The sequence below is a fragment of the Acidovorax sp. GW821-FHT10A04 genome (assembly GCF_059415825.1).
Genome location: NZ_JBWKNZ010000001.1, coordinates 782858 through 797201, shown reverse-complemented (window position 1 = coordinate 797201; position 14344 = coordinate 782858). Strand labels below are relative to the sequence as shown.

The 14344-nt window shown below is 67.3% G+C and carries 15 protein-coding genes; 4 read left to right on the top strand and 11 right to left on the bottom strand.

Annotated elements, in window-relative coordinates; translation table 11 throughout:
* Window positions 1-65 precede the first annotated feature (65 nt).
* The gene (locus AC07PF_RS03635) at window positions 66-1001 is read left to right on the top strand and encodes an exopolyphosphatase (RefSeq protein ID WP_494608419.1); all 936 of its coding nucleotides are present in this window, start codon (window positions 66-68) and stop codon (window positions 999-1001) included.
* Window positions 1002-1011: 10 nt separating this feature from the next.
* Here the strand turns inward: AC07PF_RS03635 and aqpZ are convergent, their stop codons facing one another.
* A complete protein-coding gene (aqpZ, locus tag AC07PF_RS03630) occupies window positions 1012-1707 on the bottom strand; it encodes an aquaporin Z (protein ID WP_007854359.1) in 696 nt (231 codons plus the stop codon).
* A 293-nt stretch (window positions 1708-2000) separates the two neighbouring features.
* Between aqpZ and htpG the strand changes: the two genes are divergently transcribed.
* Complete coding sequence (gene htpG, locus AC07PF_RS03625) at window positions 2001-3977, top strand: molecular chaperone HtpG (protein ID WP_494610918.1); 1977 nt, start codon at window positions 2001-2003, stop codon at window positions 3975-3977.
* A 67-nt stretch (window positions 3978-4044) separates the two neighbouring features.
* Here htpG and AC07PF_RS03620 read toward each other — a convergent pair whose 3' ends face one another.
* The 8 genes from AC07PF_RS03620 to AC07PF_RS03585 all read right to left on the bottom strand — a co-directional run bounded on the left by AC07PF_RS03620 (window position 4045) and on the right by AC07PF_RS03585 (window position 10048).
* On the bottom strand, window positions 4045-4350 hold the full coding sequence (locus tag AC07PF_RS03620; RefSeq protein WP_007861069.1) for a hypothetical protein: 306 nt from the start codon (window positions 4348-4350) through the stop codon (window positions 4045-4047).
* Window positions 4351-4489: 139 nt separating this feature from the next.
* Window positions 4490-5521: a serine/threonine protein kinase gene (locus tag AC07PF_RS03615; protein WP_494610917.1), complete on the bottom strand. Its 1032-nt coding sequence runs from the start codon at window positions 5519-5521 to the stop codon at window positions 4490-4492.
* A 33-nt stretch (window positions 5522-5554) separates the two neighbouring features.
* Window positions 5555-6640 (bottom strand): DUF2855 family protein, encoded by a 1086-nt coding sequence (locus AC07PF_RS03610; protein WP_494610916.1) that lies wholly within the window; start codon window positions 6638-6640, stop codon window positions 5555-5557.
* A gap of 136 nt (window positions 6641-6776) precedes the next feature.
* On the bottom strand, window positions 6777-7157 hold the full coding sequence (locus AC07PF_RS03605; RefSeq protein ID WP_007861059.1) for a DUF1304 domain-containing protein: 381 nt from the start codon (window positions 7155-7157) through the stop codon (window positions 6777-6779).
* A gap of 3 nt (window positions 7158-7160) precedes the next feature.
* On the bottom strand, window positions 7161-7577 hold the full coding sequence (locus AC07PF_RS03600; RefSeq protein ID WP_007861058.1) for an organic hydroperoxide resistance protein: 417 nt from the start codon (window positions 7575-7577) through the stop codon (window positions 7161-7163).
* 70 nt (window positions 7578-7647) lie between these two features.
* Window positions 7648-8115, bottom strand: a complete 468-nt coding sequence (locus AC07PF_RS03595; RefSeq protein WP_007861056.1) for a MarR family winged helix-turn-helix transcriptional regulator — start codon at window positions 8113-8115, stop codon at window positions 7648-7650.
* A 179-nt stretch (window positions 8116-8294) separates the two neighbouring features.
* Window positions 8295-9116 (bottom strand): crotonase/enoyl-CoA hydratase family protein, encoded by an 822-nt coding sequence (locus AC07PF_RS03590; RefSeq protein WP_494608417.1) that lies wholly within the window; start codon window positions 9114-9116, stop codon window positions 8295-8297.
* Between the two features lie 83 nt (window positions 9117-9199).
* Window positions 9200-10048, bottom strand: coding sequence for a 3-hydroxybutyryl-CoA dehydrogenase (locus tag AC07PF_RS03585; protein ID WP_007861053.1), 849 nt, complete (start codon window positions 10046-10048; stop codon window positions 9200-9202).
* A gap of 126 nt (window positions 10049-10174) precedes the next feature.
* Here AC07PF_RS03585 and AC07PF_RS03580 point away from each other — a divergent pair, with 126 nt between their 5' ends.
* On the top strand, window positions 10175-11767 hold the full coding sequence (locus AC07PF_RS03580; protein ID WP_494610915.1) for a GMC family oxidoreductase: 1593 nt from the start codon (window positions 10175-10177) through the stop codon (window positions 11765-11767).
* Window positions 11768-11945: 178 nt separating this feature from the next.
* Complete coding sequence (locus tag AC07PF_RS03575) at window positions 11946-12701, top strand: hemerythrin domain-containing protein (protein WP_007861045.1); 756 nt, start codon at window positions 11946-11948, stop codon at window positions 12699-12701.
* Between the two features lie 63 nt (window positions 12702-12764).
* Here the strand turns inward: AC07PF_RS03575 and AC07PF_RS03570 are convergent, their stop codons facing one another.
* Together AC07PF_RS03570 and AC07PF_RS03565 are read right to left on the bottom strand one after the other, a co-directional pair.
* The gene (locus AC07PF_RS03570; protein ID WP_007861040.1) at window positions 12765-13520 is read right to left on the bottom strand and encodes a GGDEF domain-containing protein; all 756 of its coding nucleotides are present in this window, start codon (window positions 13518-13520) and stop codon (window positions 12765-12767) included.
* Between the two features lie 288 nt (window positions 13521-13808).
* Window positions 13809-14255, bottom strand: coding sequence for an ATP-binding protein (locus tag AC07PF_RS03565; RefSeq protein WP_494610914.1), 447 nt, complete (start codon window positions 14253-14255; stop codon window positions 13809-13811).
* Between the last annotated feature and the right edge of the window lie 89 nt (window positions 14256-14344).

The following is a 14344-nucleotide window of genomic DNA, read 5'->3' as shown; positions in this document are numbered from 1 at the left end:
CCAAGGGGAGCGCGGGCATTGCTACCATCGTGCCATTCGCGCCGCATGTAACAAGGAGAAACACAGTGAGCGACAAAAAATACCGCCTCGTGACCCGCAGCGACTTTGACGGCCTGGTGTGCGCCGTGCTGCTCAACGAGCTGGACCTGATCGACGAGATCACTTTCGTGCATCCCAAGGACATGCAGGACGGCAAGGTACCCATCACCGAGCGGGATATCACCACCAACCTGCCCTACGTGCCCGGCGCCCACCTGGTGTTCGACCACCACGAGTCGGAAACCATCCGCAATTCGGGGCGGCGCGACAGCAACCACATCATCGAGGCGCATGCGCCTTCGGCGGCACGCGTGGTCTACAACCACTATGGCGGCAAGGCGGCCTTCCCGCGCATCACCGACGAAATGATGGCGGCGGTGGACCAGGCTGACTCGGCCCAGTACTCGCGCGAGGACATCCTGAACCCCGAGGGCTGGGTGCTGCTCAACTACCTCATGGATTCGCGCACCGGCCTGGGCCGTTTCCGCGAGTTTCGCATCAGCAACTATGCGCTGATGATGGACCTCATCAAGTACTGCCGCGACCACACCATCGAGGAGATCCTGGCGCTGCCCGACGTGCAGGAGCGCGTGGCGCTCTACCGTGAGCATGCGCCCAAGGCCAAGGAGCAACTGCTGCGTTGCGCCATCAAGATCAGCAACCTGGTGGTGCTGGACCTGCGCGACGAGGAGACCATCTGGGCGACCAACCGCTTCATGATCTACGCGCTGTTCCCCACGGCCAACATCTCCATCCACATGATGTGGGGGCTGCAAAAGCAGAACACGGTGCTGGCCACCGGCAAGTCCATCCTGGACCGCAGCAGCCAGACCCACGTGGGCAACCTCATGCTGGAGTTCGGCGGTGGCGGCCATGCCGCCGCAGGCACCTGCCAGGTGGCCAACGACAAGGCCGACATCATCCTGCAGGCGCTGATTCAGCGCATCACGCTGGACCGCTGAGTTTTTTTCCTCAGTCTTCGCCGAACAGGACCCGGTACAGGGCGGCGCCCAGCAGCGCGCCGGCCATCGGGGCCGCCCAGAAGACCCACAGTTCCGACAGCGCATGCGCCGGGCCGAACAGGGCCGGGCCGGTGCTGCGCGCCGGATTCACCGAGGTATTGGTCACCGGGATCGAGACCAGGTGGATCAGGGTCAGGCACAGGCCGATGGCCAGCCCGCCCACGCCCTCGGCCGCCCGGCGCGAAGTAGCGCCCAGGATCACGATGAGGAACACCGCCGTGAGCACCACTTCGGTCACCACGGCGGCCACCAGCCCGTAGCCGCCGGGAGAGTGCTCACCGTAGCCATTGGTTGCAAAGCCGCCGATGTCGGCCCCGGGCCTGCCGGTGGCGATCAGGTAGAGCAGGCCCGCCGCCACGGTGGCGCCCAGCACCTGGGCCGCGATGTAGCCAGGCAGCTCGGCGGCCTTGAACCGCCCCCCGATGGCCAGGCCGACCGACACCGCCGGGTTGAAATGCCCGCCCGAGATGGGCCCCAGCGCGTAGGCCCCCGTGAGCACCGTGAGGCCGAAAGCCAGCGAGACCCCCAGGAAGCCGATGCCCAGTTGCGGAAACGCAGCGGCCAGCACGGCGCTGCCGCAGCCGCCGAACGTGAGCCAGAACGTCCCGAGGAATTCGGCAGACCATTTTTGCAGAGAAGTGGGCATGGGCGGTGTTCCAAAAAAAGCATGGCTAGCGGCACCCCGCCGCTGCACGGGGCGCATCTTATGGCGGTCAAATGGGTATTACCAGCGCCAACGGGCCCTCAATTGTCAACAATGCACGGTAAGCTCATGGGTGTGCCGTCGGCGTGCCGGCACGCAGCGGCTGGCACCCACCGACCGCGGACCTTGAAATCGGCGCAAGCGCCCCGAGCTGAGCACCCGCGAACGTCCTTTGCACCCAGGCCTGGGGTGCCGATGCCGTTCCCCAGACCGAACCAAAGCAACTCCAAGACACCATGAGCAACAAACAAACCCTGTCGTTCCAGGCCGAAGTGGCCCAGCTTCTGCACCTGGTCACCCACTCGCTGTACTCCAACCAGGAAATCTTCCTGCGCGAGCTGATCTCCAATGCCTCGGACGCCTGCGACAAGCTGCGCTTCGAAGCCCTGAACAACAACGCCCTGTACGAAGACGCACCCAACCTCGAGGTGCGCGTGAGCTTCGACCAGGCCGCCAAGACCCTGACCATCACCGACAACGGCATCGGCATGACGGCCAAGGAGGCCATCGACCACCTGGGTACCATCGCCAAGAGCGGCACCAAGGACTTCATGGGCAAGCTCTCGGGCGACCAGAAGGCCGACGCCCAGCTCATCGGCCAGTTCGGCGTGGGCTTTTACTCCGGCTTCATCGTGGCCGACAAGATCACCGTGGAATCGCGCCGCGCCGGCGTGCCGGCCGAAGAGGGTGTGCGCTGGACCAGCGGTGGCACGGGCGACTTCGAGGTCGAGGCCATCACCCGGGCCGCGCGCGGCACCAGCATCATCCTGCACCTGCGCGAAGAGGCCGAGGAGTACCTCAACGCCTGGAAGCTCAAGTCGGTCATCGCCAAGTACTCCGACCACATCAGCCTGCCCATCCTGATGGAAAAGGAAGAGTGGAAGGACGGCGAGCTGATCAACCCGGCGGACGAGAACGGCGGCCGCCAGCCCGGCGGCATGGTCAAGACCGGCGAGTGGGAAACCATCAACAAGGCCAGCGCCCTGTGGACCCGGCCCAAGAAGGACATCAGCGAAGAGCAGTACCAGGAGTTCTACAAGGCCATCAGCCACGACCACGAGGCCCCGCTGACCTGGGCGCACAACCGCGTGGAAGGCAACACCGAGTACACGCAGCTGCTGTACATCCCCGCCAAGGCTCCGTTCGACCTGTGGAACCGCGACAAGAAGGCCGGCGTGAAGCTCTACGTCAAGCGCGTCTTCATCATGGACGACGCCGAGGCGCTGATGCCGACCTACCTGCGCTTCGTCAAGGGGGTGATCGACTCGGCCGACCTGCCGCTCAACGTGAGCCGCGAATTGCTGCAGGAAAGCCGCGACGTGCGCTCCATCCGCGAGGGCTCGACCAAGCGCGTGCTGTCCATGCTGGAAGACCTGGCCAAGCACGACCGGCACGAAGCGGTTGCTGGTGACGAGGGTGTGACCGACGTGGTCGATGCCGACGACAAGGCCAAGGAAGGCAAGTACACGGCCTTCTACGCCGAGTTCGGCTCGGTGCTCAAGGAAGGCCTGGGCGAGGATTTCGGCAACCGCGAACGCCTGGCCAAGCTGCTGCGCTTTGCCAGCACCACCAGCGACACGGCCACGGTCAGCTTTGCCGACTACAAGGCACGCATGAAGGAAGGCCAGGAGGCCATCTACTACATCACGGCCGACACCCAGGCCGCGGCCAAGAACAGCCCGCAGCTCGAAGTCTTCAAGAAGAAGGGCATCGAAGTGCTGCTCATGACCGACCGCGTGGACGAATGGGCACTGAACTACCTCAACGAGTTCGACGGCACCCCGCTGCAGAGCGTGGCCAAGGGCGCCGTGGACCTGGGCTCGCTGCAGGACGAGGCCGAGAAGAAGGCCGCCGAAGAGGCCGCCGAGGCCTTCAAGCCGCTGCTGGCCAAGCTCAAGGAGGCGCTGAAGGACAAGGCCGAGGACGTGCGCGTGACCACCCGCCTGGTTGACTCACCGGCCTGCCTGGTGGTGCAGGACGACGGCATGAGCACCCAGCTGGCGCGCATGCTCAAGCAGGCCGGCCAGCAGGCGCCCGAGTCCAAGCCCGTGCTGGAGGTGAATGCCGAGCATGCCCTGGTCAAGAAACTCGAGGGCAGCGTGCACTTCCATGACCTGGCGCACATCCTGTTCGACCAGGCCTTGCTGGCCGAAGGTGGCCTGCCGGCCGATCCGGCAGCCTACGTCAAGCGCGTCAACGCCTTGCTGGCCTGACGCCTGCGTGTGCGGCCGCCCGGGGCGGCTGCACCGAGGCGCAGCGCCCCGGCGAACGGAGGTGTCGTCACTCTTCCTTCGCCTTGGCCATGATGCGCGCATGGACGGCGTCGCGCTCGGTCGGCGCCGCATCGATCAGCTGCTTGAGCAAACCGTCGGGCAGCTCGACGTATTGGCGGCGGTCGTTCTTGACCGGCACGTTGCGCCAGCCCGACAGCACCATCCAGCTCCACAGGTCACGGGAAATGGGTTCGGTGACATTCATCTTGATGTCCCCGCGAATGATGGCGACGCCCACCGCGGGCACGCTGCCCACGGGGGCCGGCCGGCGTTGCTGGCGGATCGAGAGAAGGTTCCGGAACAGGTCTTTCATGGTTCAGGCCAGTGTGCGATAGCGAAGATGGCAAAGCATATACGAGGCCCGGCCGTGCCCCAAGCGCCGATGGCGCTTTCGGCCGCCGGGAGGCGGGCGGCCGTGCCCGGCCCCGACCGCGTGGGCGAAGAGGGCTTTGTCAGGCGTAGAGCGGCTCCTCGCCCATGGCCTCGCACTGCTCGATCAGCATGTCCACCTGGCCGCGCCAGTAGTCGCTGCTGCCAAACCAGGGGAAGTTGACCGGAAAGATCGGGTCTTGCCAACGGCGCGCCAGCCAGGCGCTGTAGTGGATGAGTCGCAGCGTGCGCAGGGGCTCGACCAGGGCCAGCTCGCGCCGGTCGAAGCTGCGGAACTGCTCGTAGCCTTCCACCAGGGCGCCCAGCTGCTGCGTGCGCTGGCGCCGGTCGCCGGACAGCAGCATCCACAGGTCCTGCACGGCCGGGCCCATGCGCGCATCGTCCAGGTCCACGAAGTGCGGGCCGCCACCGGGCAGGTCGGTCGGTGTCCAGAGAATGTTGCCGGGGTGGCAGTCGCCATGCAGGCGGATGGACCTGGCATCCGCGAGGCCGCTGGCGGCGACCAGCGAAAGCGCCTTCTCGCACTGTTCCTGCCAGGCCGACTGCATGTCCAGCGGGATCATGTCGTGGCCCAGCAGCCACTCGCGCGATGCCGTGCCAAAACCCTGCAGGTCCAGCGCCGGCCGGTGCACGAAGGCCTGGGCCGCACCCACGGTGTGGATGCGCGCAAGAAAGCGGCCGATCCATTCGAGCACGTCGAAATCGTCGAGTTCGGGCCCGCGCCCGCCACGCCAGGGGCTCACGGAAAAGGCAAAACCCTCATGGGCATGCAGCGAACTGCCGTTCAGCGCCATCGGGCCCACGGCAGGCACCTCGGCCGCCATCAGCGCAGCCGCAAAGGCGTGCTCTTCGAGGATCTGCGCCTCGGTCCAGCGGCCGGGGCGGTAGAACTTGGCCACCACGCGCTGGCCATCCTCGAGCGAAACCTGGTAGACGCGGTTTTCATAGGACGACAGGGCCATGAGCCGGCCGTCTCCATACAGGCCCACGCTGGCCAGTGCGTCGAGCACCTGGTCCGGCGTCAGGCGCGCATAGGGGTGCTGGTCGGAGGCGCTGGCGGCGGCGGAGGTGTCGGTCGGGGGCAGTCGGTTCATGCCCCATTGTCCCCCGCCCCGTGTCGGCGCCGGTCAAAGGCCCGCCATATGCCCTGTGCGCGGGTCGCCCCCGCCCGCCAGCACGGCTGCAAACAGGGTTTCCACGGCCTCGGGGCCCTGGTGCTGCTGCACCTGCAGCCAGGGCGCAGGCGGTGCCTGCACGGCTGTGGAAAAAGCCTGCCAGGCAGCGACCAGCCGCTCGTTGAGCACCTGGGCGCCCCAATCGTCGCGGCGCTTCTTGATCTGGGCGGGGGCGAAGAACATGGTCGGGCGCGGCCCGGGCAACTGGCCGGCGCCGCCCAGGTCGTTGACATGGCTGGCACCCACGGCGCAGCTGTAGGCCAGGGCGGCAAAGCGCTGGTGGATGGCCTCGCGCACGGCCACGCTGCCCGCAAAGTCGATGTAGATGCAGGGCGTGGCGGCATCGATCTGCTCCAGCGCATCGTAGGCTACCACCCGGTCGTAACAGCCCAGGCTTTCGCAAAAGGCCACGTTGCCGGGCGAGGTCAGGCCGATCACCTCCAGGCCGTCCCGCTGCGCGAGCTGGAAGGCCGTGCCATAGGCCGTCTTGCTCGAGGCACTGGACAGCAGCAGGCGCCGGGCCCCGAAGAACTGTTGGTCGTCCATGAAGTCGTCGATCAGCCACGAGGTGACGAACAGCGGGCGCAGCAGGGCCTGCACGTCCTCGGTGTCGGGGGTGTAGAACGGGTCGGTGCCGGTACGCACGTACTGGTTGTACACGGCATGCAGGCTGGCGCGGTGGGCCGCGCCGTCGTAGAAGCCGGCCTCGGTCAGCCGCGCGGGCGTGAGCACGGCGTGGGTGGACATGGGCCAGTAGCCGTAGAGCCGCTCGCCCACGGCCACCCCGGGGTGCAGCGACTGCACGACCGAGCCGAAACCCCACACGGGCACGATGCCCCAGCCGGTCTCATCCGAAGGAAAGAACTGCCAGTAGTTGAGCATGCCGCCCAATGCAGCATAGGTGATGTTGTTCGCCGTGAGCGCAAAGCGTTCGACGCGCACGCGCACCTGGCCATCGGCCAGCGGAACATCCTGGGTGGTGCGCAGGGCGGTATGGGCCAGGGCGTCCTGGCGTACGAGGAGGGTGGTAGTGCTCATGGTCGCACGCTAAACCAATCGGCTGGCGTCCTCAAGCGGCTGCGGGAACCTGTGCGACACGTCGCTGCAATGCAGCATGCGAAACGGCCCGCCGGCGTGGGCCGGCGGGCCGTTCAGGGGATGCCTCGGGTGGCGCTCAGGCCTTGCGTGCCTGCGACTTGTCCAGTGCCAGCACCAGTCCCAGCGCGATGATGGCGGGCAGGGCTTGCGTGTAGAAGATCTTGGGCACGGCCGTGGCGGCGCCGAAGACGCCGGCCACGATCACGCACACCAGGAAGAAGATCTTGAACAGGCGGTTGCCGGTGAACAGGCCCCAGAACAGGCCGGCCGCCAGGAAGCCGTTGTACAGGCCCTGGTTGGCTGCCAGCACCGTGGTGGCATCGGCCAGCTCCTGGGTCAGGTTGAAAGTCTTCAGGCCCAGGGGCTTGTTCCAGAAGAACATCTCCAGCACCAGGATGTAGGCATGCTCGATGGCCACCAGGGCCACCGCGATGCGGGGGAGCAGCAGCCGGCCCATGGCTTACGCCAGCGTGATGGTCACGTCGATGTTGCCGCGCGTGGCGTTGGAGTAGGGGCAGACCTGGTGGGCGGCGTCCACCAGCTTCTGGGCCGTGGCGGTGTCCAGGCCGGGCAGGCTGATCTTCAGGCGGGCGGCGATGCCATAGGCGTTCGGGATGGGGCCCAGGTCGACTTCAGCGTCGATGGACACGTCCTGCGGCACGGGGATGCCGATCTTGCCGCCGACGGCCTTCATGGCGCCGATGAAGCAGGCTGCGTAGCCCGAGGCGAACAGCTGCTCGGGGTTGGTGCCGGTGCCGGAGGTGCCGGGCGAGGACAGCTTGACATCCAGCCGGCCGTCGTCGGTCTTGGCGGCGCCATCACGGCCACCGGTTACGTGGGCCTTGGCGGTGTAGAGGACTTTTTCGAGTTGCGTCATGGTGTCTTCCTTTGCAGTGGGTGAATGAATGTCCTGAATGCGGACGGGGTGGGAACGGAGCAAAAAAGGGTCAGCGCGGTGGTTGTATCCGGTCGCGGAAGGTCTTGAGCTGCCCGGTCAGGGCGGTCAGCTCGGGCAGGGTGCACTGGCTGCTTTCGAGCACGCAGGGTGGAATCGCCTCGGCCTTGTCGCGCAGCGCCCGGCCCGGGGCCGTGAGGCTGATGCGCACGCGGCGTTCGTCCTGGGCGTCGCGGATGCGGGCAATCAGGCCCGAGGTTTCCAGGCGCTTGAGCAGCGGGGTGAGCGTGCCCGAGTCGAGGAACAGGCGCTCACCGAGTTCGGAGACGGTCACGCCGTCCTGCTCCCACAGCACCAGCATCACCAGGTACTGGGGGTAGGTCAGACCCACGGTTTCGAGCAGCGGCTTGTACAGCTTGGTCATGGCCAGCGAGGCGGAGTACAGCGCGAAGCACACCTGGTTGTCCAGGCGCAGCAAGGCTGGGCTGGGGGTGTGGGTGGAAGGGTTGCTGCGTGCCATGGGATGAATTGTGTGCCGGAATTAAATTGCGCGCAATTGAATTGTGTAATCTTTTGTTGCTGAGTCTGTTTTCAGGGGTGCGTGCTGCGCGTTCTGGCCAAAGGTGCTATTCACGCATGGAGCGCGTGCGTGCGCAAGCAAGGGGTGGCAACGACGGGCCAGCGTTGCCAGGCTTGCCGTCAGCGGCCGGTGAAGCGGGCAGGGCGGCGTTCCACGAAGGCGCGCACGCCCTCGGCCGCATCCTCGCTGTTGGCCAGTTGCTTCTGCACGGGGATGAATTCGGCCACCGCGGCCGCCTGGCCCTGCTCGATGGCCTTGAGCACGTTGAGCCGGGTGGCCACCACGGCCATCGGGGCCTGGGCCTCGATGCGCCGGGCGATGGACAGGGCCTCGTCGAGCACCTGCGCTGCGGGCACCACTTTCTGTACGAAGTTCAGGCGCAAGGCCTCGGCGCCGCCGAACTCGTCGGCGGTCAGCAGGTGCAGCAGGGCATTGCCGGTGCCGGCGCGCTCGGCCATGCGCAGCGTGGCGCCGCCCGTGGCCATGATGCCGCGCTGCACCTCCATCTGCGCAAAGCGGCAGTCGTCGGCCGCGACCACGATGTCGGCGCCCAGCATGAGCTCGATGCCCACCGTGAAGCAGATGCCCTTGACCGCCACCACCATGGGTTTGGTGCGGCGCCGGTAGCCGGGCAGGCCGTAGTCGTGCGGCTCCACCATGCCTTCGGGGATGGCCTTCTCGCCGCGCTGCATGTAGGCGCTCACCGCCGGCAGGTCCAGGCCGGCCGTGAAGTGGTCGCCAAAGGCGTGCAGCACGCCTACACGCAGCTCGGGGTCATCGTCCAGCCGGGTATAGGCCTCGGCCAGTTGGCGGAACATGGGCGGCGTCCAGCCGTTGCGCTTGGCCGGGCGGTTGATGCCGATCAGCAGGATGTGGCCGAGCACCTGGGTGTCGATACAGCCTTCGGCCGGGGGCGTGGTGGGGGTGATGCTGCTGGTCATGGGCGCAAATGTCTCCTTGCCCATGATTGAAAACCCAACGCGATGGGCGCGCCGTCCCCGGGGGGACAGCGCGCCTGGGGTCGTCAGTAGGTGTAGACACCCTGGCCGGTCTTGCGGCCCAGGCGGCCGGCGGCCACCATTTCCTTGAGCAGCGGGCAGGGGCGGTACTTGCTGTCGCCGAACTCGGTGAGGTAGACGTCCATCACGGCCAGGCACACGTCCAGGCCGATCATGTCGGCCAGCGCCAGCGGGCCGATGGGCTGGTTGCAGCCGAGCTTCATGCCGGCGTCGATGTCCTCGGGCGTTGCCAGGCCTTCGGCCAGCACGAAGAAGGCCTCGTTGATCATGGGCACCAGGATGCGGTTCACCACGAAGCCGGGCGCGTTCTTCACGGTGATGGGGCTCTTGCCCAGGGCCTCGGCCAGGGCCTTCACGGCGTCGTGCGTGGCATCGCTGGTCTGCAGGCCGCGGATGATCTCCACCAGCGCCATCATGGGAACGGGGTTGAAGAAGTGCATGCCGATGAAGCGGTCGGCGCGCGAGGTGGCGGCCGCCAGCTTGGTGATGGAGATCGAGGAGGTGTTCGACGCGATCAGCACCTCGGGCGCCACCAGCGCATCCACCTGCTTCAGGATCTTGAGCTTGAGTTCGTAGTTCTCGGTGGCGGCCTCGATCACCAGTTGGGCGGCCTTGAGGTCGTCGTAGCTCGTGGAGACCTTGATGCGCGCCAGCGCTGCATCCTTGTCGGCGGCCGTGATCTTGTCCTTCTTGATCAGGCGGTCCAGGCTGCCGGCCACGGTGGCCAGGCCCTTTTGCACTGCAGCATCGGAGATGTCCACCATCACCACGTCGATGCCCGAGACCGCACAGGCCTGCGCAATGCCGTTGCCCATGGTGCCCGCGCCGATGATGCCAACCGTTTGAATCGTCATATAGAGAGCTCTCTTCAAAGTGAAACAGACGGGCAGCATGGTAAGCCGAATCGCACGCCCGTTCGGTTATGGTCCATCGGGTCCGTGCGCGGCAAAGGCTCTGCGCATGGCCTGGAGACAAAAAACATGTTGTTCGACTACATCGTGATCGGGGGCGGCTCGGCCGGCTCCGTGCTGGCCGGCCGGCTTACTGAAGACCCCGCCGTGCGCGTGTGCCTGCTCGAAGCCGGGCCCGCCGACAAGAGCGTGCTCATCCACTGTCCGGCGGGCCTGGCCGTGATGGCCAAGTTCGAGCTCAACGGCTGGGGCCAGAACACCACGCCGCAGGCCGCGCTCAACGGCCGCCAGGGCTACCAGCCGCGCGGCAAGGTGCTGGGCGGATCGAGCTCGATCAACGCCATGGTCTACATCCGCGGCCAGCACGCCGACTACGACCACTGGGCCGAACAGGGCAACCCGGGTTGGGGCTGGGAAGACGTCAAGCCCTATTTCCTCAAGGCCGAGAACAACGAGCGCGGCGCCGATGCCTGGCATGGGGAGGGTGGACCCTTGAACGTGGCCGATCTGCGCTCGCCCAACCGCTTCAGCCAGTTCTTCAACGAGGCCGGCGTACAGGCCGGCCACCCGCACAACACCGACTTCAACGGCGCCTCGCAGGAAGGCGTGGGCATGTACCAGGTGACGCACAAGAATGGCGAGCGCCACAGCGCGGCCAAGGGCTACCTCACGCCGCACCTCTCGCGCAGCAACCTGCAGGTGATCACCGGCGCGCACGCCACGCGCATCCTGTTCGAGGGCCAGCGCGCCGTGGGTGTGGAATACCACCAGGGCGGTGCGCTGCACGAGGTGCGTGCCGGCCGCGAGGTGCTGCTCAGCGCGGGTGCACTGCTGTCGCCGCAGTTGCTCATGCTCTCGGGCGTGGGCCCAGCCGCGCACCTGCAGCGCCACGGCATTGCGGTGCTGCACGACCTGCCGGGCGTGGGCCAGCACCTGCATGACCACCCGGACCTGGTGCAGGTGTTCAATGCGCCAGCGCTCAAGGACCTGTTCGGCATCTCGCCCTCGGGCATGTGGAGCCAACTGCTCGGCGTGCTCGAATGGCGGCGCAGCCGCACCGGCATGCTGACCACCAATTTTGCCGAGGCCGGCGGCTTCATCAAGAGCGATCCGGCCGAGGCCGCGCCCGACCTGCAGCTGCACTTCGTGATCGGCAAGCTCGTGGACCATGGCCGCAAGACCGTGCTGGGCCATGGCTATTCGGCCCATGTGTGCCTGCTGCAGCCGCGCAGCCGGGGCTCGGTGGCGCTGGCCACCAAGGACCCGATGGCCCTGCCGCTGGTGGACCCGCGCTTCCTCGAAGACGCTGACGACATGCAGCGCATGGTGCGCGGCTTCCAGCGCCTGCGCGAGATCCTGGCCCAGCCGGCGCTGGCGCGTTTCGGTGCGCGCGAACTGCCCGCATCGGCCGGCGCGCAGACCCCCGCGCAGATCGAGCAGTTCATCCGCCAGTACGCCGATACCATCTACCACCCCGTGGGCACCTGCCGCATGGGGCCGGGTCCGCTCGACGTGGTGGATGCGCAGTTGCGCGTGCACGGCCTGCAGGGCCTGCGCGTGGTGGACGCCTCCATCATGCCGCGCATCGTGAGCGGCAACACCAACGCACCCACGGTGATGATCGCCGAGAAGGCCGTCGACATGCTGCGCGCCGCAGCGTGATGGATGTCACGCAGGGGCCGGCCGCGGGGCGCGAAAAGCGGAAGTTCTTCACAGGCGAAAACGCCGCGCTTTCCTAGACTTCTTTCATCGGCTGCGGGTGCATGGTGCACCCGGCCGAACACCGCAAGAGACGGTGTGGCAACGGCCCGCAAGGGCAGCATGAAAGAAGAGCAAAGCGATGAACATCGACCCCCGCGAAATCTCGGCCCTGATCTCGGCCCATGCCGATCCCTCGGCATCCCTTGGCGCGCCGCGCATGGACATGTATGCCGGCATCCACAAGGCCTTGCGCGCCGTCATGGCCCACACCCTGCTGGCCCTGGGCCGCATGGATGTGACGGACGACGACGAATTTGCCAGCCATTGCGAGCGCGTGATGGACCTGCTGGACCTGTGCCGTTCGCACCTGCAGCATGAAAACGCCTTCGTGCACACGGCCATCGAGGCCCGCGCCCCGGGTGCGGCCCGCGTGCTCGAAGGCGAGCATGGCGAGCACGAGGCAGCCATCACCGCGCTGGCCGCCGGCGTCACGCAGCTGCTGGGCTGCGCGCCCGCGGCGCGGCCCGTGGCCACCCAGGCGCTGTACCGCCAGCTGGCGCTGTTCATCGCCCACAACTTCGAGCACATGCACGCCGAGGAGACCACGCACAACGGCGTGCTCTGGGCGCACTACAGCGATGCGGAGCTGGTGGAGGTGCACAACGCGCTGGTGGCCTCCATCCCGCCCGAGGAAATGATGGCCATCCTGCGTTGGCTGGTGCCCTTCATGTCGCCGCCCGAGCGCACCGCGATGCTCGCCGACATGCGCGCCCATGCGCCGGCACCGGTGTTCGCGGCGGTGCTCGACAGCGTCAAGCCCCACCTCACACCGTACGAATGGATCAAGCTAATGCGCAGCCTGGACCTGTCGGCCGAGACGGCGCCACCGTACTGAGGCACCGCCCCGAGGCGCCGCCGCCGCGCCGCGCCGCGCAGGGTTGGGCTGGGCTGGGCTGGCTCAGGCCGCGGTGGCACCGGCCGGCGCGTAGCACCAGCGGTTGCGGCCGTTGCGCTTGGCCTCGTACAGGCCGGCGTCGGCATGGGCGATCAGTTCGTCCACGCCACGCCCATGGTCGGGGAAATGCGACAGGCCAATGCTGGTGCCGATGTCCGCGCCGCCGACGGCGAGCTGGAAGCGGTCTGTCAGCGCCGCCACCATGCGGTTGGCCACGCCCTGCGCGTCGTCGGCGCTGGCACCGGGCAGCACGCACAGGAACTCGTCGCCGCCCAGGCGTGCCAGCGTGTCGCCATCGCGCAGGCAGCCGCGCAGGCGCTGCGTCACCAGGCACAGCAGCTCGTCGCCGGCGGCATGGCCCATGGTGTCGTTGACCTGCTTGAACTTGTCCAGGTCGAGGAACAGCACCGTGAGCAGCCCCTGGCGCGTGTTGGCATCGGTCAGCGCCTGGCGCAACCGGTCGCGCGCGATCATGCGGTTGGGCAGGCCGGTCAGCGGGTCCAGGTTGGCGGCCTCCAGCTCGCGGCGGGTCTGGTCCAGGTCGGAAATGCGGCACTCGAGCTCGAACTCGCGCGCCTCCAGCTTGACCACCATGTGGGCGAAGGCCTCGGCCAGCCGGGCCTGCACGCTTTCCTCGGGCCGCTCGCCCGTCATGTCCATGAGCGGCCCGATGGCGCGCAGGTCACCCTGCTGGGCGATGCGCTGCATGACGTCGCACAGGCGCTGCAGGAAGAGGTCGTCGGTCTCGGCAGGGGTCACAGGGTGTTCTCCTCATTTGCGGCAGGCCGCATGTTCAGTGGGTGCCGCAGGCGCCTGCCAGTCCGTGGCCGGCCGCGCAGCACCGCCAGGGCCAGCGTCCCTGGTCGGGGCAGGGCGGGTGTCGGCACCACGGGGCCGCCGCCCGACAGCGACCGGCCGCAGCCCTGCGTGCCGGGCCCGGCGCAGCCGACAAAGGCCTCTGCGGGATCAGAAAAAGCCCGGGGCGAGGCGAACAAACGACAGCCGCGCGGCGGGCACAATGATACGCTTGCACACTTTGTTAACAATTCAATGCGTTTGCGCCGCCCCTGCGGCTGGCAGGCAGCGCGACACGGTGACCTCGTTGACCTCACCGTCGCGCCGATACTCGAACCGATCCGCCAACCTCTGCACGAAATGCACGCCCAGGCCACCCATGTCCCGATCATCGAGCGAGGCCCCCACGTCGGGTGCCGCCAAGGTGGTGGGGTCGAATGCCCGCCCATGGTCGCGCAACACGGCCTGCAGGCGGGCCGGCGCATCGAAGCGCAAACTCACCTCCACCAGGCCGCCCTGTCCCTCGTAGCCATGCATGGCCACATTGGTCAGCAACTCGTCGAGCATCAGCCCGAAGGACGAAGCCAGGGGCATCGGCACGCCGTTGTCGTCGGCCCAGGCCTCCAGCCGCTCGAAGAAAGCGGGAAGCTCGGCTACGGTGCCGTACAGGGTCTGCTGCCATTCGAGCGGTGGATTCATAGGTGTCTGCGCGCTGAAACCTGGGGCTGCACCTGCGGGCGCCGTCTGCGCCGCGGTCCGGTGGGTCGCCAAAGCATTGTGGCATGAGC